This window comes from Actinoplanes sp. GCM10030250, from assembly GCF_042666575.1.
In the GTDB taxonomy this organism is placed as follows: domain Bacteria; phylum Actinomycetota; class Actinomycetes; order Mycobacteriales; family Micromonosporaceae; genus Actinoplanes.
Genome location: NZ_JBHTDO010000007.1, coordinates 18,517 through 36,681, shown reverse-complemented (window position 1 = coordinate 36,681; position 18,165 = coordinate 18,517). Strand labels below are relative to the sequence as shown.

Here is an 18,165-nt window from a genome sequence, read left to right as displayed (position 1 = left end):
TCACGCCCCCTTGGCGGTTCTGGCCGTGGCGGAGAGGGCGACCAGGTGGGCGGCGGGTTCCGAGTAGTCGATACCGACCACCTTGGACCCCTCGAACCGGAACGAGGTGAGGCTCGCCAGCCCGCACTCGCGGCGGCGCGGGTCGTGCCAGAGGCGTTTGCCCTCCACGTACCGGCGGAGTGTCCAGATCGGAAGCTGGTGTGAGACGCAGACCGCCTCGTGTCCCTCGGCGGCGACGCGGGCGGCCTGCACCGCGGCGAACATCCGCTGCGCGATCACCAGATAGGCCTCGCCCCAGGACGGGGTGATCGGATCACGCAGCACCCACCAGTGCCGCGGGTTGCTGAACGCGCCGTCGCCGACCGAGACCTTCTTGCCCTCGAAGAAGTTCGCGCTCTCGATCAGGCGGACGTCCGTCGCGGTCTCGAGCTTGAACTCCGCCGAGATCGGGGCGGCCGTCTCCTGAGCACGCTCGAGCGGGCTCGCGACCACGTGCGTGATGTCATGGCCGGCCAGCGTCTCGGCTGCGGCCTTGGCCATCTGATGTCCCAGCTCGGAGAGGTGGAAGTCGGGCAACCGGCCGTACAGGATCCGGTCCGGGTTGTAGACCTCACCGTGCCGGAACACGTGAACCGTGGTCTTGGTCTGGTCAGACAAGTGGCACCCCCGCCGCCGCCCGGGCCGCGTGCGGAACCGCAGCGGCGATCTGCTCCAGCGCCGCGTCGTTCAACGCGGTCGAGACGAACCACGACTCGAAGGCGCTCGGCGGCAGGTACACACCGTGCGACAGCATCGCGTGGAAGAAGGCCTTGAACGCCGCGGCGTTCTGCGCCTTCGCGGTGTCGTAGTCGACGACTTCCGCATCGGTGAAGAAGACCGAGAACATGTTGCCCGCGTACGACAGCCGGTGCGGAACTCCCGCCGTGGTCAGCGCCTCGGAGACGACAGAGCCGACCGTGTTCGCCAGGTCGTCGAGCCGCTTGTAGACGGCGTCGTCGGCCAGCCGCAGCGAGGCGAGGCCGGCCGCGCAGGCCAGCGGGTTACCGGAGAGCGTGCCGGCCTGGTAGACCGGGCCGGCCGGGGCGAGCCGCGACATGATCTCGCGACGGCCGCCGAACGCCGCCGCGGGCAGGCCGCCGCCCATCACCTTGCCGTAGGTGAACAGGTCCGCGTCGACCGGATCCAGCCCGGTCCAGCCGGCGGCCGAGACCCGGAAACCGGTCATCACCTCGTCCACGATCAGCAGCGCGCCGTGCGCGTGGGCGATCTCGGCGAGCCTCTGGTTGAACCCGTTCAGCGGCCGGACCACGCCCATGTTGCCGGGGGCGGCCTCGGTGATGACGGCAGCGATCTCACCGCCGGCCCTCGCGAAAGCCTCTTCCACCGCGGCCACGTCGTTGTACGGCAGCACGATCGTCTCCGAGGCCGCCGCACCGGTGACACCCGGCGAGTCCGGCAGCCCCAGCGTCGCCACGCCCGAGCCGGCCGCGGCGAGCAGCGCGTCGACGTGACCGTGATAGCAACCGGCGAACTTCACGACCTTCGGCCGGCCGGTGTAACCGCGGGCCAGCCGGATCGCCGTCATGGTCGCCTCGGTGCCCGAGTTGACCAGGCGCACCTCGTCGATCCCGGTACGCCGGACGATCTCCTCGGCCAGGTCGACCTCACCCGCCGTAGGCGTACCGAAGCTGGTGCCCAATGCCGCGGCACGCTGCACCGCCTCGATGATCTCGGGGTGGGCGTGCCCGTGAATCAGCGGTCCCCAGGAGCAGACCAGGTCGACGTAACGCCGGCCGTCGGCGTCGGTCATCCAGGCACCGCTGCCGGACGCCATGAACCGGGGAGTGCCGCCGACCGCCCGGAACGCACGCACAGGTGAATTGACCCCGCCCGGCACGATGGCCTGGGCGCGGTCGAACAGGGCCTGGGAGACCGGGGCGTCCTCCGGGTACGGAAGACCCGCGGTGGGATATGTCGTGGTCACAGCGGTTCCCATTCTGTCAGCGGCGTGCGACGGGTGTTCCTGGAGGGTTCTTCACATCACCGGATGATCTCCCTCCGCGCCCGGCCTGACCGCGCCTGACAGGCCGAGTCGCCCTGAAGAGGATAGGCTGAGGCGCGTGGAACGACCGGAGCTGTCCATCGCGGTTCAGCGAGCCCCCGACGAGGTGACCATTCAGCTCACCGGGGAAATCGACGTGCTCACGGTCACGGAGCTGTCCACGATCGTCAACGATCTGCTGCCCGAACCGCCCGCCCGGATCGTGCTCGACATGGCAGGCGTCACGTTCTGCGACTCCCAGGGTCTCGGCACCCTCGTCGTGCTCAGCCGCAAGGCACAGCACGCGCAATCGGTGCTGTCCCTCAGCAACGTCGGCGAGTTCCTGATGCGTGTGCTCGACATCACCGGGCTTCGCAGCGCGCTGATGATCAGCAGCACCGCCTGAGCGACTCGGCATATCGCCGATGCTGCCACAGCACCGCTGATGGGTTCCTGTGAGCTACGTCGGCTGTGGAGCCCGGCTCGTCCCTCGTCGTGAGCCCGCTCGTCAGGAGAAGCCGCCGGTGATGGTCACCGTCTCCCCGCCGGCTGTCGTGGCGACCGCGCGATAGGTGTCCGGGTTCGCATCGCGCCCGCCGTCGGCGAAGGTGTACCGGGCGGAGAACGTGTAGGTCCCCGGCTCCACGTTGTCTCCGGACGAGAGCAGGAAGCGGTGCACGAGAGCATCCGGCTCCTCGGTGACGGTGCTCGTCACGCTCGCACCGGGCACCTGCTGGCTGCCGCCACGAGAGACAAGTTCGGGGGTACGGGTAACCCGGATCGTGACTTCGAGCGCGGTGAGCCGCTCGGTCGTCCTGACAGTCACCACGCTGCTGCCCTGCCGGCGGCCGTCAGGGGCGATCGTCCCGTTCGCCCGGACCGGTTCCTTGGCCCGCTGATCCGCGGGCGGCGGTCCGCTGAACCCGGATGCGGACGGTGCGACGGACTTCGAGGTACTGCGGCTGGGCGGCTGCGTCGTGATGCTGGTGGCGCTCGACGATGCCGGAGTGGTCGGTGTGGCCGACGACGGTGCCGGTGCGCTGGGTGTCGGCGCGACCGGCACGGTCACCGTCGGTACGGGTGGTTCGGGGCGGGGCTCGCCGTCTCCGGCCAGGGCCCACTGGGCGAACCCGCCACCGCCCAGGACCGTGGCCACGGCGACTGCCGCGGCGGCGATCCGGACCCGTGATGCGGGCCGGCGATGGGTGAGGTGGCTGCGCATCGCCGTCTGGGTGATCCGGTCGAGCATGGCCTCACGGTCCGGCAGGTGCGCGGCTGCCTCCACGCGCAGTGCCGCGCGCAGCTCTGATTCGATGAGCGTCATCGCGCCGCCTTCCCACCGTCGATTCGTGCCATGGCGACGCTGCTGCCCGTCTCCTGCGAGGGCCGTGGCCGCCGAGTTGCACCCCACGGCTGTGGCCGCCGAGTGGAACTCCGGCGGCCACGGAGGATCACTTGAAGGTGATGTCGGACTCGGCGTACTTGCAGAACGTGCCGTCCGGGCCGGTGCCGATCTTGGTCGGCTCCTTGCCGGTGTTGTTGCCGGTGAACTTGACGCAGATGTCCAGGCTCTTCTTGCCCACCACGGTGATCTTCGACAGCGTGGCCGAGTCGCCGTAGTTCTGGTTGATGCCGACCAGGCTGCCGGCCGGGGCGGTGGCGACCACGTTCTGCACCACGACGGCGCGTTTGTGCTGCGTGGTGCAGTTGCCGCAGGAGCGGTAGAGCTTGCCGAAGTCGGAGACCTGGAAGTTCTTGATGGTCAGCGTGCCGCCGCCGTTGTGCTGGAAGACCTTGTCGTCGGCACCCTTGGCACCGCCGCCGTCGACGGTGTAGGCCGCCGAGGTGCCGCCCTTGAAGGTGGCGGCGTCCTCACCGACGTTCTCCCACCACACGTTGATCAGCGTGCAGGAGCCGGAGCAGTGCACCCCGTCGGCCGCCGGCGCACCGAGGATGACGTTCTTCAGGACCGCACCGTCGGCGAGCTTGAAGAGCGGGTCCTGGCCCTCGTCCTGGCCGTCGCCGCCCAGGGCACCGCTGCCGAAGTAGCGGACGTTGCCGCCGTCGAGTGTGCCGGAGACGGCGATCGTCGAGGTGACCGCCTTGGTACCGGTCGCGGCCGGCCACGCGGACGACGGGGAAGACGTGGCCGTGGGGGTAGACGTGGCCGTGGGGGTAGACGTGGCCGTGGGGGTAGACGTGGCCGTGGGGGTAGACGTGGCCGTGGGGGTCGGCGACGCCGTAGCGGTCCTCGAAGCGGTCGGGCTCGCCGCCGCGGAGGACGTGGAACCCGCGCCGAGCGCCGCCACCGAAACATCGTCGAACTCGGCCGACGCGTAGCTGGTCATCAGGGCGATCCGGCCGGTGCCGGCCAGCGCACCGGCGCCGGAGGCCACCTTGGCCCCGTCGACGTAGCCGGTGATCGTGCTGCCCGAGACGTCCACCTTCAGCGTGTGCCATGCGGTGAGGTCGCCGACCGGGGCCGAGCCGATCGCGGTGACAGTGCTGCCCTTCACCGCCTGGAGTTCGGCCTTTCCGGCCAGAAGGGCGAGCCGGTACATCGTGGAGGAGCCGCCGGCCCGGGCCGCGATGCCGGCCAGCCCGGATCCGAGACTCAGCGGCTTGACCCTGGCCTCGACCGAGTAGTTCGCCCACGAGGTCTCGCCGGCGAAGACGCGGGCCAGCTCACTGTCGGCCTTGGCCTGCTGGTAGACCTTCGAGCCGTCGGACACCACCGTCCAGGACCCGCCCGACTTCGACCAGTTGCTCGCGCCGCTCTCGAAGTCGTCGCTGAACATGGTGCCGGCGGAGGCGGGCGGAACGAGGACTGCGACCAGCGCGGTGACAGCGCCGGCCGCGCCCGCCGCACCGAGGCCGGTGACCAGGCGACGCCGCCGCCGGCTGGGGGTTGCGCTATGCCGCATGTTGCTCCTACTCGGGGATCAAGATCGCATGATCAAGCGATCACGCCCCGGTAGTGGTGCGGCTGCCCAGCAAGGTTGTTCAGCGTGACCCAGGTCACACCCGATGCCTCAGCTCCCCCAACGAGCCTTCTCCAGCAGGTCCAACGCCTCGCCCGCGGCCTCCTCGCCGCCGGCCCGGAGCACACGCGCGGCCTCGTCCACCGTCTCGGTGAGCCGCTGCCACTGCGCCTCCCGTTCCCGGGACGCCTCGGCCTGTGCCTTCAGCTGCTGGTTCTTCGTCCACAGCTCCACGAAGATCGACACCTTGGCGCGCAGCACCCACGGGTCGAACGGCTTGGTCAGGTAGTCGACGGCGCCGACGGCATAACCGCGAAGTGCCAGCTGCGCGTCGCGGTCGGCCGCGGTGAGGAACAGGATCGGCACGTGCCGGGTCCGCTCCCGCCGCTTGATGTGGCTCGCCGTCTCGAAACCGTCCATGTTGGGCATGTGCGCGTCGAGCAGGATCACCGCGAAGTCATCGGTGAGCAGCTGCTTCAGCGCCGCCTCACCGCTCTCCACAGCGACGGCGGTCACCGGCAGGCCCTGAAGAATCGCCTCCAGAGCCAGCAGGTTGTCCCGCCGATCGTCGACCAGCAGCGCCTTGGCGCCCTCACCCACGCCCGTTCACCTCATTCACCGGTAGCTCCTTCCGCATTCACCCAGCGCGCCATGAGCTCGATCAGTTCGTCGAGGTCGACCGGCTTGGTGATGTAGTCGCTCGCGCCGGCGGCGAGGGCCGACTCCCGGTCACCGGGCATCGCCTTCGCCGTCAGGAACACTACCGGCAGGTCCTGGAAACGCTGATTGCGCCGGATTCCCCGGGTCGTCTCGTAGCCGTCCTGATCCGGCATCATCGCGTCCATCAGCACGATGTCCACCTCCGGATGCTCGGCCAGGATCCGCACGCCGTCCACCCCGTTGTCGGAGTAGAGGACGTTCAGCCCGTGCATCTCCAGAGCGCTGGTCAGGGCGAAGACGTTGCGCACGTCGTCGTCGATGATGAGCACTGTGGAACCCTCCAGCTTGCGGCCGCCCGGCGGGACGACGGGCTCCTCCTGGTGTGGCGACCCGAACTGCGGCATCTCCATCAGCGGCATGTCGAGCGAGGCGACCGGCCGCACCGCCACCGCCTGGGACGGGACCGCGGGCAGCGCCGGCATCGGGATCACGTCCGGCACGAGGGCTTCCGGCATGTAGAGGGTGAACGTCGAGCCGCCGTTCGGCACCGACGCGACGGTGATCGTCCCGCCGAGCAGCGCGGCGAACTCGCGGCTGATCGACAGGCCCAGGCCGGTTCCGCCGTACTTGCGGGTGGTGGTGCCGTCGGCCTGCTGGAACGGCTCGAAGATGATCGCCAGTTTCTCGTCCGAGATGCCGATGCCGGTGTCGGTCACCGCGAAGCCGATCACCTGACGGCCCGAGATCGGCATCGGCATTTCCAGGTCCGGATCCGGCGAGGCCGGGAAGATGCTCAGCGTCACCGAACCGCTGTCGGTGAACTTGACCGCGTTCGACAGCAGGTTCCGCAGGATCTGCTGGAGCCGCTGCGGGTCGGTGACGATCGAGTCGGGCAGCTCGGGCGCGACGTCCACCCGGAACCGCAGGCCCTTGTCCTCCGCCTGCGGGGCGAACGCCTGCTCGACATAACTGCGGATGCCGTCGAAGTCGACCACGTCCGGCTCGACGTCCATCCGGCCGGCCTCGATCTTCGACAGGTCGAGGATGTCGTCGATCAGCGAGAGCAGGTCCGAGCCGGCGCTGTGGATCGTACGAGCGAACTCGATCTGCTTCCCGGTGAGGTTCTGCTCGGTGTTGTCGGCGAGCAGCCGGGCCAGCAGCAGCAGTGAGTTGAGCGGCGTACGCAGTTCGTGGCTCATGTTCGCCAGGAACTCGGACTTGTACGTGTTCGCCCGGGACAGCTGCTGCGCCTTCTCCTCCAGGCCGAGCCGGGCGAGCTCGATCTCCCGGTTCTTCAGCTCGATGTTGGCCTTCTGGTCGCTGAGCAGCTTGGCCTTGTCCTCCAGCTCCGCGTTCGTACGCTGCAACTCGGCCGACTGGTCCTGCATCTCCCGGGCCAGGCGCTGCGACTGGGCCAGCAGCTCCTCGGTACGCCGGTTCGCCTGGATGGTGTTGAGCGCGACGCCGATCGTGGCGACCAGCCGCTCCAGGAACGTCAGGTGCAGCCCGGAGAACGCCGCCACCGACGCGAACTCGATCACGCCGAGCATCTCGCCCTCGAACAGCACCGGAAGCACGACCAGGTCGTTCGGCGGCATGGCGAGCATCCCGGAGCGCATGGTCAGTATGCCGTCGTGCGTCGCGCGCACCCGGATCGTCCGGCGCGACACCGCCGCCTGCCCGACCAGGCCCTCGCCCGGCCCGAAGGTGACCTCGTAGTCGCGGGCCACGTACCCGTACGCCGCGGCCAGTCGCAGCCGGGTGACCGCCTCCTCGTTGTCCACCAGGAAGAACGCTCCGAGCTGCGCGTCGACCAGCGGCGTCACCTCGGTCATGATCATGCGGCAGACCTCGCCGACGTCCCGCTGGCCCTGCAGCAGGCCACCGATGCGGGCCAGGTTGGAGTCGAGCCAGCCCTGCTCCGCGTTCGCCTTCGTGGTGTCGCGGAGCGTGACGATCATCCGGTTGATGTTGTCCTTGAGCTCGGCCACCTCGCCCTGCGCCACGACCGCGACGCTCTGCGTCAGGTCACCGCGGGTCACGGCGGTGGACACCTCGGCGATGGCGCGCAGCTGGATGGTGAGCGTCGAGGCGAGCTGGTTCACGTTGTCGGTGAGGTCGCGCCACGTACCAGAAACGCCCTTGACCTGGGCTTGTCCGCCCAGCTTGCCCTCTGAACCGACCTCGCGCGCCACACGCGTGACCTCGTCGGCGAACGACGACAGCTGATCCACCATCGTGTTGACGGTGTTCTTCAGCTCCAGGATCTCGCCGCGGGCGTCGACGGTGATCTTCTGGCCGAGGTCACCCTTGGCGACGGCAGTGGTGACCGAGGCGATGTTGCGGACCTGGGCGGTCAGGTTGGACGCCATGTAGTTGACGTTGTCGGTCAGGTCGCGCCAGGTGCCGGCGACGCCGCGGACCTGGGCCTGGCCGCCGAGCTTGCCCTCCGAGCCCACCTCGCGCGCCACACGCGTGACCTCGTCGGCGAACGACGACAGCTGGTCCACCATCGTGTTCACCGTCGACTTCAGCTCCAGGATCTCGCCCTGCGCGTCGACCGTGATCTTCTGCGACAGGTCGCCCCGCGCCACGGCCGTGGAGACCTGGGCGATGTTACGAACCTGGCTGGTCAGGTTGGAGGCCATCGAGTTGACGTTGTCGGTCAGGTCACGCCACGTGCCCGCGACGCCGCGGACCTGGGCCTGGCCGCCGAGCTTGCCCTCGGTGCCCACCTCGCGGGCCACGCGGGTGACCTCGTCGGCGAACGAGGACAGCTGGTCGACCATCGTGTTGACAGTCGATTTCAGCTCGAGGATCTCACCGCGGGCGTCGACCGTGATCTTCTGCGACAGGTCACCCTTGGCGACGGCCGTGGTGACCGAGGCGATGTTACGCACCTGGCTCGTCAGGTTGGACGCCATGTAGTTGACGTTGTCGGTGAGGTCGCGCCACGTACCAGAAACGCCCTTGACCTGGGCTTGTCCGCCCAGCTTGCCCTCTGAACCAACCTCGCGCGCCACACGCGTGACCTCGTCGGCGAACGACGACAGCTGATCCACCATCGTGTTGACGGTGTTCTTCAGCTCCAGGATCTCGCCGCGGGCGTCGACGGTGATCTTCTGCGACAGGTCACCCTTGGCGACGGCCGTGGAGACCTGGGAGATGTTGCGGACCTGAGCGGTGAGGTTCGCGGCGAGCTGGTTGACGTTCTCGGTGAGGTCGCGCCACGTACCAGAAACTCCCCTGACCTGGGCCTGACCACCCAGCCGGCCCTCGGTGCCCACCTCGCGCGCCACACGCGTGACCTCGTCGGCGAACGACGACAGCTGGTCCACCATCGTGTTGACGGTGTCCTTGAGCTCCAGGATCTCGCCCTGCGCGGCCACCGTGATCTTCTGCGACAGGTCACCTTTCGCCACCGCTGTGGAGACCTGGGCGATGTTTCGCACCTGACTGGTCAGGTTCGACGCCATCGAGTTCACCGAGTCAGTGAGGTCCTTCCAGGTGCCCGCCACGTTCGGCACCTCGGCCTGGCCGCCCAGCTTGCCCTCGGTGCCCACCTCGCGCGCCACCCGGGTCACCTGCTCGGCGAAAAGGCGCAGCGTGTCGGTGAGCCCGTTCATCGTGTCGGCCAGCTCGGCGACCTCGCCGCGGGCCGACACGGTGATCTTCTGAGACAGGTCACCGCGGGCCATCGCGGTCGCCACCTGCGAGATCGAGCGCACCTGGTGTGTCAGGTTCGACGCCATCGTGTTCACCGAGTCGGTGAGGTCCTTCCAGGTGCCCGCGACGCCCCGCACGTCGGCCTGGCCGCCCAGCTCACCCTCGGTGCCCACCTCGCGGGCCACTCGGGTGACCTCGTCGGCGAACGACGACAGCTGATCCACCATCGTGTTCACCGTGCGGCCGATCCGGAGGAACTCACCGCGCAGCGGCCGGCCGTCCATCTCCAGCGCCATGTGCTGCGACAGGTCACCCTCGGCAACCGCCACGATGACCCGGGAGATCTCCGTCGTCGGGCGGGCCAGATCGTCGATCAGCGAGTTGACCGAGCGGACGCTGTCCGCCCAGGAGCCGTCCAGGCCCTCCTCGTCGAGCCGCTCGGTGAGCCGGCCGTCGCGACCCACGATCCGGCTTATCCGGCGCATGTCCAGGTTCTGCCGCTCCTGCAGGGAGACGACCTCGTTGAACGCCTCAGCGACCGCCCCGGCCACCCCGCCCCGGCGCGGCAGCCGGACCTTGAGATCACCGCGTCGCACACGCCGCAGGGCATCGGTGAGCTCACCGAGCAGAACGGTCTCGTCGGGCACGCCGACGCTGGCCTCTTTCGCCGCAGTCATGCTGTCCTCACTCGCTGTCCAACTGAGGTTTGCTCAGGACCTGCCTCGGGTCGCGTCCAGCCGAACATCAGCACTTGAAATCCACCCGTCCTGAACAAACCCCATCGCCGGGGGGTTACCTATCCTCCCTCGCCCGACCGGGTCAATGCGAGAGACGACTTTGTGCATACACCCGTCCACGGGAGAGGATGCATGGGTGCCAGCCGAGGTCGGAACCAGGACGAGCATCCCATCAGGGGCCCCGTCCGAGGCACTCGTGCGCCGGACCCGGCTCCCCAACGACCGCCGGACACCCGCGGCGGCCCGCGCGCTGGTCCGTGCCGTGCTCGAGGAGACCGGGCTCGACGCCCTGCTGAACGAGGCTCTGCTGCTCACCACCGAGCTCTCCACCAACGCCGTGGTGCACGCCAACACCGACCTGGAGATCGAGGTCACCGCCGACCCGGGTGGGCTCACCGTCACCGTCACCGACTTCGCCACCGGCCCGGTCGAGCAGCTCGCCGTCGGCCCGCGCAACGAGAGCCCCGACATCGGTGAGGTCGCCGAGCGGGGCCGCGGCCTGCTCCTCGTCGACCACTTCGCCAGCCGCTGGGGCACCGTGCACGCGGGCGACGGCAAAGGGGTCTGGTTCCGCCTCGACCAGCGGGACACCGGCCCCGGCGGAGCCCAGATCCAGATGCCCGCTCCGGCCGAGGCGCCCAGCCTCGGCGCGCTCACCGGGCTCCTGCGCAGCGGCTCCGACCGGCAGACCGACGAGGGCATCGGCGAACTCGCCGCCGACCTGCTGGCCCGCCTCGCCCGGCTGACCGGCGCGGCCGGCAGCATCATCCGGCTCGACCGCGGCGACGGCATGGGACGGCAGCTGCTCGCCCGGTACGGCCGGGCCCCACGGGACAACGCGGACACCATCCGGGTCCCCCTGACCACACAGCGGCCGTATGCCGGTGAGCTCGAACTGGACGCCTCCCCCGACGGATACGCCCAGGACCTCGCCACCATGGTCGCCGAACGGTTCTCCCTGCACCTGGAGAACGACCGGCTCCGCCGCGCCGACATCCGCCGGCAGACCTGGATCACCTTCCTCGCCGAGGCCAGCGAGCTGCTCGCCCAGTCCCTCGACGTCAACCTGACGATGGCGCTGATCCCGCAGCTCGTGGTGCCCCGGCTCGGACAGTGGTGCGCCGTGCACACCACCGACGCCTGGGGCCGGCTCCAGCTCGCGGCCGCCACCCACGCCGAGGAGTCGACCCTCGCCCAGCTGCACAACGTGCTCGCCGAGTCCGGCCCCGAGTCGATCCTGGCCCGGCTCGAGGAGGCGTCCCGGCTGGGCACCCAGGTGATGTTCGGCGCCCCGATGGAGGGCTACGCGGTTCCGCTCGTCGCCCGGGGCGCCCGGCTCGGCACACTCGCCGTCGGCCGGCACCCCAAACACCGGCACGACGCGGACGAGGTCGCGGTCCTGGAGGACGTCGCCCGGCGCGCGGCGCTCGCCATCGACAACGCGCGCATCCACGACGAACGCCACCGGGTCGCGCGGACCCTGCAGGCCTCGCTCCTGCCACCGGCCCTCCCCCACGTCGACGGCATCGGCTTCGCCGCCGAATACGTACCCACCGGCTCCGAGGTGGGCGGGGACTTCTACGACGTCGTCCCCTTCGGCGAACAACAGTGGCTGGTCGTCGTCGGCGACGTCTCCGGCAAGGGCGTCCAGGCGGCCACCGTCACCGGCCTCGTCCGCGACGTCATCCGCATCCTGGTCGACGACGGCAAGGCGATGAGCGAGATCCTGTGGCGGGTCAACCGCACCCTCGTCCAGCGCGGCGGTGGCAGATATTGCACACTCGCGATGGCCTCTGTCACCCGGAAGGGTCCTGATCAACTCAGCGTCTGCCTGCATCTCGCGGGGCATGACCGGGCGGTTCTGGTCCGGGCGGACGGCAAGACGGGGTTCGTCGGTGAGGGTGGCACGGCTCTGGGACTGCTGGAAACGATCACCTCGCCGGATGTGGTGGTGACGCTCGGCCCGGGCGACTCGCTGATCTTCTACACCGATGGGGTGACTGAGCGGCGGCGGGGGCGGGAGCTGTTCGGGCCCAGCCGCCTTCGGGAGGCCGCGGCGCCGCTTGCGGGGTATCCGGCTGATGTGATGGCGGCCCGGTTGCGCTCCACCACGATCAACTTCTCGGTGGAGGAGCCTCGCGACGACATCGCGATTCTGGTTCTTCGCAACGACGCATAAACCCCTTTTTTCGTACGATGGACGCAATGTCCCGGCGGGCCCTCCGAGCGGGATCGTCCGGGCGGTTCGTCGGGCTCTCGTGCGGCGGAGCCAGGCACACGTTGTCGCGGCGCCACGGGTGTAGGCGCACACGTTGAGGTGGCGGCGCGGCTAGGCGCACTGAGGTGGCGGCGCGGCTAGGCGCACACGTTGAGGTGGCGCGACGGGTGTAGGCGCACACATTGGGGTTGCGTGCGCGTTTACCCACGTCATTGGCCCTGTCAGCGCACACGCAACCTCAATGTGTGCGGCTACCCCCGCGGAATCCGTGCTGAGCTCAACGGGCCGGCTCACGGGATCGCGGGGTGGAGGCGGCGGAGCGGGGGTTTCGGCGGGTGGACTCGGATTCGGTTCTACTGTCCTGATCGATCCGCCCTTTTTGTCGGCTGTCGCATGGCATCGTGTGGGTCATGGCGAAGACGCAGTACTACACCGCCACCAGCATCGACGGCTTCACCGCCGACAAGAACAACTCGCTGGACTGGCTCTTCGAGGTCGACGAGGGCACCGAGAACCCGTTCGGTGAGTTCTTTTCCGGTGTCGGCGCGTTCGCCATGGGCGCGAGAACCTACGAGTGGGTGCTGGAGAACGACAACCTGCTCGAAGAACCGCAGAACTGGCACGACATGTACGGCGACGTGCCCTGCTGGGTCTTCACCCACCGTGATCTCCCGCCGGTCGAGGACGCCAACGTCTTCATGATCAGTGGTGACGTACAGCGGGTGCACGAAGCGATGCTGGTTGCCGCTCAGGGCAAGAACGTCTGGCTCGCCGGCGGAGGCGACCTGGTCAGCCAGTTCGTCGCCGAGGGACTGCTCGACGAGATCATCCTCGGCATCGCGCCGGCCATCCTCGGTGACGGCATCCCCATGCTGCGCCGCCGCGTCCACGTCGACGACCTGATCCTCACCGGCGTCCGAGAGGTCGGCCAGTTCGCCTACCTCACCTACGCGGTCGGCGACGTGGCCCGCCTCGGCCGCCACCTGGCCGCCGAATCAGTGACCACCATCCCGGCAATCCGCTGACACACCACCACGCGACTCCCCCGAGCCGTCATCGAGCAGGTGCCGAAGACCGGCACAGAACTCAGAAGAGTTCCTGCCGGCGGGCCATCTCGATCTCCGTGGCGAGTTCGGGGGGTGCGGCCACCACGACCAGCCGCCCCCGCCGCGCCAACAGCACCTGGCGCACCGCGTCCACGATCTCTGCGACCCGGGCCCCGCTGAGCCCGCGCGGCAGAACCGCGTGCACCATCCCCACCCCGGCCGACCCGCGGATCGGCACCGCGGCCCCGGCGCTGTCCCGCAGCGCATAGGCCACCGCCTGCAGATCCCGCGGGCGCACCGAGATGCGCAGGACCACGTCGTCGCGCTCGAACGGGTACCGCCCCCACCACGACGGCCCGGCCGGTGCGATCACCGCCTGGGCGCCCCAGGACCGGGCGATCTTCTCCGCGTTCGCCGACGCTGACGCGGGGCTTCCCTCCACGAGCAGAGCCAGCATCCCGCCGCCCTCGACCGGCAGGTCGACCTCGACGGCGCTGGGCTCCTGCTCCTGGAGGACGACCTGGGCGACCAGCTCGCTCACCTCGGCGGGCGTCGACACCGACCGGCCCACCCAGAGGCGCGCCTCCGGCAGCGGCTCGAGGCGGAGCACCGCCGCGGTGATCACCCCGTCGATCTCGGCTATACCGGGGCGCCCGTCCTCACCGTCGGACTCCGCGGGGACGCCGGCCCGGTCCACGTACTCGATCTTCTCGGTCTGTGCGGCGGGGCTGCCGAACCGGTGCCGCAGCGGCCCGGACTCGTTGACCGCGAGCATGCCGCCGATCGTGGCTGTTGCCGAGGGCGGGTCGACGGCGAGGCGCTGCCCGCGGAGGGCGAGGGCGGCCTGCACAGCCGAGACCGGGGTGCCCGCGGCGATCACGGCTGTCGAGCCGTGGTGGTCCCACATGCCGTTGAGCCGGCCGGTGTCGAGGATCAGGTCGATGGCTTCCGGAGGCGTACCCCAGTCGATTTTGCTGCCTGAACCGCGCGCCCGGACGCTCAGGTCTCGCTCGACCGCGAGCCGAAGGCTCTCCGCGACCGCGCCCCTGGTCGCCGGGACCGCGACCAGACCGGCTCGCCGGCCCGCCACCTGGTCGGTTGCTCGCGCCGGGCGCGCGAGACCCGGTCCGCAGATGTCCACGAACGCATCGAGAAGAGAGTCACCCACGCCCGAAGCCTCCCCACAAGATCGCAGCGTCCCACAAAGCCCAGCCCACAAAGCCCGGCCCACAAGGCCCGGCCCAGAAGCAGCCCAGAATGATCAGAGCTGCAAGATCAAAGGATGGAGATCCCTGAAGATCGTCCACTCTGGCACATCGTACACATGTTCGAATGCCCGAGGTCGACCCGTGTAAGAAACTCATCGCGGACCAATCGGCCGGTAACGTGTTCACGGTGACAATTGACGGCCCACCCACCGCTCACCAGACGCCCTCCGAGCGCACCTTCCACGGCGATACGGTCACCGACGAGTTCGCCTGGTTGATGGCCAAGGAGGACCCCGCGACCATCGCCTATCTGGAGGCGGAGAACGCCTGGACCGAGCAGGCGACGGCGCACCTGGAGGGCCTGCGCGAGACCGCGTTCCAGGAGATCAAGAGCCGGACTCAGGAGACCGACCTGTCGGTGCCGAGCCGCAAGGGCGACTTCTGGTACTACACGCGCACCGTCGAGGGCAAGCAGTACGGGATTCAGTGCCGCGTCCCGGTGCGCCCCGGTGAGACGGCCCCGCCGCTGGACGACGAGGAGAAGCCGGGCGAGGAGAACCCCGGCGGGGAGAAGCCCGGCGAGCAGGTCCTGCTGGACGGCAACGAGCTCGCCCAGGGCAGGGACTTCTTCGCCATGGGCACGTTCGACGTCAGCCCCGACGGCGACTGGCTCGCCTATTCGACCGATTTCGCCGGGGACGAGCGGTTCACGCTGCGGGTGAAGAACCTGCGGACCGGCGAGGTGCTGGCCGACGAGGTGGCCGACACGTTCTACGGCAGTGCCTGGTCCGCCGACGGCAGCGTGCTCTTCTACATCACCGTCGACGAGGCCTGGCGGCCGTACCGGGTGTGGCGGCACGTGATCGGCACGCCGGCGACCGACGACACCCTTCTCTACGAGGAGCCGGACGAGCGTTTCTGGGTCGGTGTCGAGCTGACCCGCAGCGAGAAGTTCATCATCATCGACACCCAGAGCAAGATCACTTCTGAGGTACGGATCATCCCGGCCGACGAGCCCACCGCCGAGCCGGTCGTGCTCGCCGAGCGGCAGCAGGGCGTCGAATACTCGGTGGAGCACCACGGCCACCGCTTCCTGATCCTGCACAACCGGGACGCCGAGGACTTCGCGCTGTCCTGCACGTCGGTGGACAACCCGGGCGAGTGGGTCGAGCTGATCCCGCACACGCCCGGCACCCGGCTGGAGTCGGTCGACGCGTTCGCCCGGCACATCGTGGTGTCGCTGCGCCGCGACGGGCTGACCGGCCTGCGGGTGATGACCGACGGCGGCACCGACGCGTACGACATGACGTTCCCCGAGCCGCTCTACAGCGTCGGCCTGAGCTCCAACCCGGAGTACGACACGAGTTCCGTGCGTATCGGGTACACGTCCATGGTCACGCCCGACTCGATCTACGACGTCGACCTGGTCAGCCGGGCGATGACGCTGCGCAAGCAGAAGCCGGTGCTGGGCGGTTACGACCCGGCCGACTACGAGCAGTTCCGGGAGTGGGCGACCGCCGCCGACGGGACCAGGGTGCCGATCTCGCTGGTGGCGCGCAAGGGCGTCGTGCGGGACGGTTCGGCGCCGGCGCTGCTCTACGGCTACGGCTCCTACGAGCACTCCATCGACCCGTACTTCTCGATCGCCCGTCTCTCGCTGCTGGACCGCGGCGTGGTCTACGCGATCGCGCACGTGCGTGGCGGCGGCGAACTCGGCCGCGGCTGGTATGAGAACGGCAAGATGCTGACCAAGAAGAACACCTTCACCGACTTCGTGGCCTGCGCGGAAGCCCTGGTCCGCAGCCGGTGGACCTCAGCGTCGCGGCTGGTCGCCCGGGGTGGTTCGGCCGGCGGCCTGCTGATGGGCGCGGTCGCCAACATCGCGCCGGAGGCGTTCGCCGGGATCGTCGCCGAGGTCCCGTTCGTGGACCCGCTCACCTCGATCCTCGACCCGAGCCAGCCACTGACGGTCACCGAGTGGGAGGAGTGGGGCAACCCTCTCGAATCCGCCGAGGTCTATGCGTACATGAAGTCCTACAGCCCTTACGAGAACGTGGCGAAGCTGGCGTACCCCAAGATCTTGGCCGTGACCAGCCTCAACGACACCCGCGTGCTCTACCACGAGCCGACCAAGTGGGTGGCGCGCCTGCGCGCGACCGTCCCGCAGGGCGAGTTCCTGCTGAAGACCGAGATGGGCGCCGGCCATGGCGGCCCGAGCGGCCGCTACGACTCCTGGAAGGAGGAGGCCTTCGTCCTCGCCTGGATCTTGGACGTGGTCAAGGCCGTCTAGAAAAGGCGGGGGTACGGTCAACGCCGCTCTCCTCAGCCGGACATGTCGGAGCGCCCACATCGGGTGGGATGTGGGCGCACGCCTCAGCCGACCCTGAGTTCCTCGAGATCCGTGCTCGACCGCAGCACCAGCAGTCCGATTCCGGCCACCCCCACCATGATCACCGCCGCGCCACTGCCGAGCAGCAGAAGCTCGCGCACCGGCACCGGAACGGGCATCACCACCAGCGGGTCCACGACGACGTTCGCGCAGGTGGCCGGCTCACCGGCGCAGGACTCCCCGATCGACCCGCCGCCCACCTCAACATCGGTGATCAGCGACCGGCTGAGCGCCACGCCGGATCCGATCGCGAGCAGCAGCGCCGGGACCAGCGGCGCGAAGGTCTGCCCCAGTACAGCGGCGGAGAGCGTCCGGCGCGGAACCCCGGCCGCGGTGAGGGCGGCGTGCGTGCGCCGCCGCGCCACGATGCTCTCGGCGAGTGCGACCAGCAGGCCCGCCGCCGCGATCACCACGGCCACCGCGACCGCGACCATGATCAGGTTGACGGCGCCGAGGTAGAAGTCCGGGTCCTCCGCCGTCCCGTACCCCTGTGAGCCGGTCAGTTCGTTGTACCGCGTGTGCGCCGCGAAGTCGGTCCGGAACTGCGACCGCACGGCCAGCGCCAGGGTTCCGGCGATGACGATCGGGTGAGGCAGCACGTCGGTCGGCAGCAGCAGCCGGTTCTGCGCGTCGCGCATCTCGAGCGATCGCCGCAGCAGCAGGTGAATCCCGAAGCCGCCGAGCGAGCCGAGCACGCTGGTGACAGCTGTCTCCACACCGCCGATCAGCACCGCCTGGCGCGGGGTGGCGCCGTTGAGCCGCAGCGCGGCCAGCCGGCGGTCCCGTGCCGGGGCACCGAGCACCGCCTGGACCATCGCGCCCAGCACCTGCTCGCCGCTGAGCTGGTCCAGCGCACCGGTCGGCTCGTCGGCGAAGACCACCCGCGGCTCGGTGACCATGGCCCGGGCGACCGCGCAGCGCTGCTGCTGCCCGCCCGACATCGTGCTCGGCCGTTTGTCGGCCAGCTCACCGACCCCGACCCGGTCCAGCCAGACTATCGCCGCCGCCCGCGCCTCTCGCCGCCGGCGAACCGGCGAGAAGCAACGGGAGCGCGACGTTCTCCGCAGCGGTCAGCTCCGGCACCAGCTGACCGAATTGGAACAGCACGCCGAACTCGGTACGCCGCAGCCGCGACCGGGCCGCCTCGGACCACGACGAGATGTCCTGGTCGCGGTAGCGGACCTCGCCGGAGCCGGCGTCAAGGAAGCCGTCGATGTCC

At 69.5% G+C, this 18,165-nt stretch carries 12 protein-coding genes and 1 pseudogene; 4 read left to right on the top strand and 9 right to left on the bottom strand.

Annotation, left to right across the window (positions count from 1 at the left end; translation table 11 throughout):
• Positions 1-657 carry a histidine phosphatase family protein gene (locus ACFQV6_RS12020; RefSeq protein ID WP_378027490.1) on the bottom strand — a complete coding sequence of 219 codons (657 nt, stop codon included), beginning with the start codon at positions 655-657 and terminating at the stop codon, positions 1-3.
• A complete protein-coding gene (hemL, locus tag ACFQV6_RS12015) occupies positions 650-1,996 on the bottom strand; it encodes a glutamate-1-semialdehyde 2,1-aminomutase (protein WP_378027489.1) in 1,347 nt (448 codons plus the stop codon). The genes ACFQV6_RS12020 and hemL overlap by 8 nt, the downstream gene beginning before the upstream one ends.
• A gap of 124 nt (positions 1,997-2,120) precedes the next feature.
• On the opposite strand from hemL, the gene ACFQV6_RS12010 reads away from it, so the two are divergent.
• The gene (locus ACFQV6_RS12010) at positions 2,121-2,447 is read left to right on the top strand and encodes an STAS domain-containing protein (RefSeq protein ID WP_378027488.1); all 327 of its coding nucleotides are present in this window, start codon (positions 2,121-2,123) and stop codon (positions 2,445-2,447) included.
• Positions 2,448-2,549: 102 nt separating this feature from the next.
• Here ACFQV6_RS12010 and ACFQV6_RS12005 read toward each other — a convergent pair whose 3' ends face one another.
• The 4 genes from ACFQV6_RS12005 to ACFQV6_RS11990 form a co-directional block, all read right to left on the bottom strand.
• Entirely contained in the window at positions 2,550-3,365 is an 816-nt protein-coding gene (locus tag ACFQV6_RS12005; protein ID WP_378027487.1) for a hypothetical protein, read from the bottom strand.
• Positions 3,366-3,492: 127 nt separating this feature from the next.
• Positions 3,493-4,965: a pectate lyase gene (locus tag ACFQV6_RS12000; RefSeq protein WP_378027486.1), complete on the bottom strand. Its 1,473-nt coding sequence runs from the start codon at positions 4,963-4,965 to the stop codon at positions 3,493-3,495.
• Between the two features lie 108 nt (positions 4,966-5,073).
• Positions 5,074-5,622 carry a two-component system response regulator gene (locus ACFQV6_RS11995; protein WP_378027485.1) on the bottom strand — a complete coding sequence of 183 codons (549 nt, stop codon included), beginning with the start codon at positions 5,620-5,622 and terminating at the stop codon, positions 5,074-5,076.
• A gap of 11 nt (positions 5,623-5,633) precedes the next feature.
• Positions 5,634-10,025: a HAMP domain-containing protein gene (locus ACFQV6_RS11990; RefSeq protein WP_378027484.1), complete on the bottom strand. Its 4,392-nt coding sequence runs from the start codon at positions 10,023-10,025 to the stop codon at positions 5,634-5,636.
• Between the two features lie 196 nt (positions 10,026-10,221).
• On the opposite strand from ACFQV6_RS11990, the gene ACFQV6_RS11985 reads away from it, so the two are divergent.
• Complete coding sequence (locus ACFQV6_RS11985; RefSeq protein WP_378027483.1) at positions 10,222-12,264, top strand: SpoIIE family protein phosphatase; 2,043 nt, start codon at positions 10,222-10,224, stop codon at positions 12,262-12,264.
• A gap of 449 nt (positions 12,265-12,713) precedes the next feature.
• Positions 12,714-13,328 (top strand): dihydrofolate reductase family protein, encoded by a 615-nt coding sequence (locus ACFQV6_RS11980; RefSeq protein ID WP_378027482.1) that lies wholly within the window; start codon positions 12,714-12,716, stop codon positions 13,326-13,328.
• Between the two features lie 61 nt (positions 13,329-13,389).
• On the opposite strand, the gene ACFQV6_RS11975 is transcribed toward ACFQV6_RS11980, so the two are convergent.
• Positions 13,390-14,517 (bottom strand): FAD-binding oxidoreductase, encoded by a 1,128-nt coding sequence (locus ACFQV6_RS11975; RefSeq protein ID WP_378027481.1) that lies wholly within the window; start codon positions 14,515-14,517, stop codon positions 13,390-13,392.
• A gap of 227 nt (positions 14,518-14,744) precedes the next feature.
• Between ACFQV6_RS11975 and ACFQV6_RS11970 the strand changes: the two genes are divergently transcribed.
• Complete coding sequence (locus ACFQV6_RS11970) at positions 14,745-16,847, top strand: S9 family peptidase (protein WP_378027480.1); 2,103 nt, start codon at positions 14,745-14,747, stop codon at positions 16,845-16,847.
• A gap of 83 nt (positions 16,848-16,930) precedes the next feature.
• On the opposite strand, the gene ACFQV6_RS11965 is transcribed toward ACFQV6_RS11970, so the two are convergent.
• Both ACFQV6_RS11965 and ACFQV6_RS11960 read right to left on the bottom strand, forming a co-directional pair.
• Positions 16,931-17,761, bottom strand: a complete 831-nt coding sequence (locus tag ACFQV6_RS11965; RefSeq protein WP_378027696.1) for an FtsX-like permease family protein — start codon at positions 17,759-17,761, stop codon at positions 16,931-16,933.
• Positions 17,753-18,140: pseudogene (locus tag ACFQV6_RS11960) on the bottom strand (ABC transporter ATP-binding protein); the annotation flags it as partial. The pseudogene ACFQV6_RS11960 and the gene ACFQV6_RS11965, both read right to left, overlap by 9 nt.
• Between the last annotated feature and the right edge of the window lie 25 nt (positions 18,141-18,165).

Coding starts and splice junctions, on each gene's coding strand:
- hemL (WP_378027489.1), bottom strand. CDS start 1,996: ATGGGAACCGCTGTGACCACGACATATCCCACCGCGGGTCTTCCGTAC.
- ACFQV6_RS12005 (WP_378027487.1), bottom strand. CDS start 3,365: ATGACGCTCATCGAATCAGAGCTGCGCGCGGCACTGCGCGTGGAGGCA.
- ACFQV6_RS12000 (WP_378027486.1), bottom strand. CDS start 4,965: ATGCGGCATAGCGCAACCCCCAGCCGGCGGCGGCGTCGCCTGGTCACC.
- ACFQV6_RS11990 (WP_378027484.1), bottom strand. CDS start 10,025: ATGACTGCGGCGAAAGAGGCCAGCGTCGGCGTGCCCGACGAGACCGTT.
- ACFQV6_RS11980 (WP_378027482.1), top strand. CDS start 12,714: ATGGCGAAGACGCAGTACTACACCGCCACCAGCATCGACGGCTTCACC.
- ACFQV6_RS11965 (WP_378027696.1), bottom strand. CDS start 17,761: ATGGTCCAGGCGGTGCTCGGTGCCCCGGCACGGGACCGCCGGCTGGCC.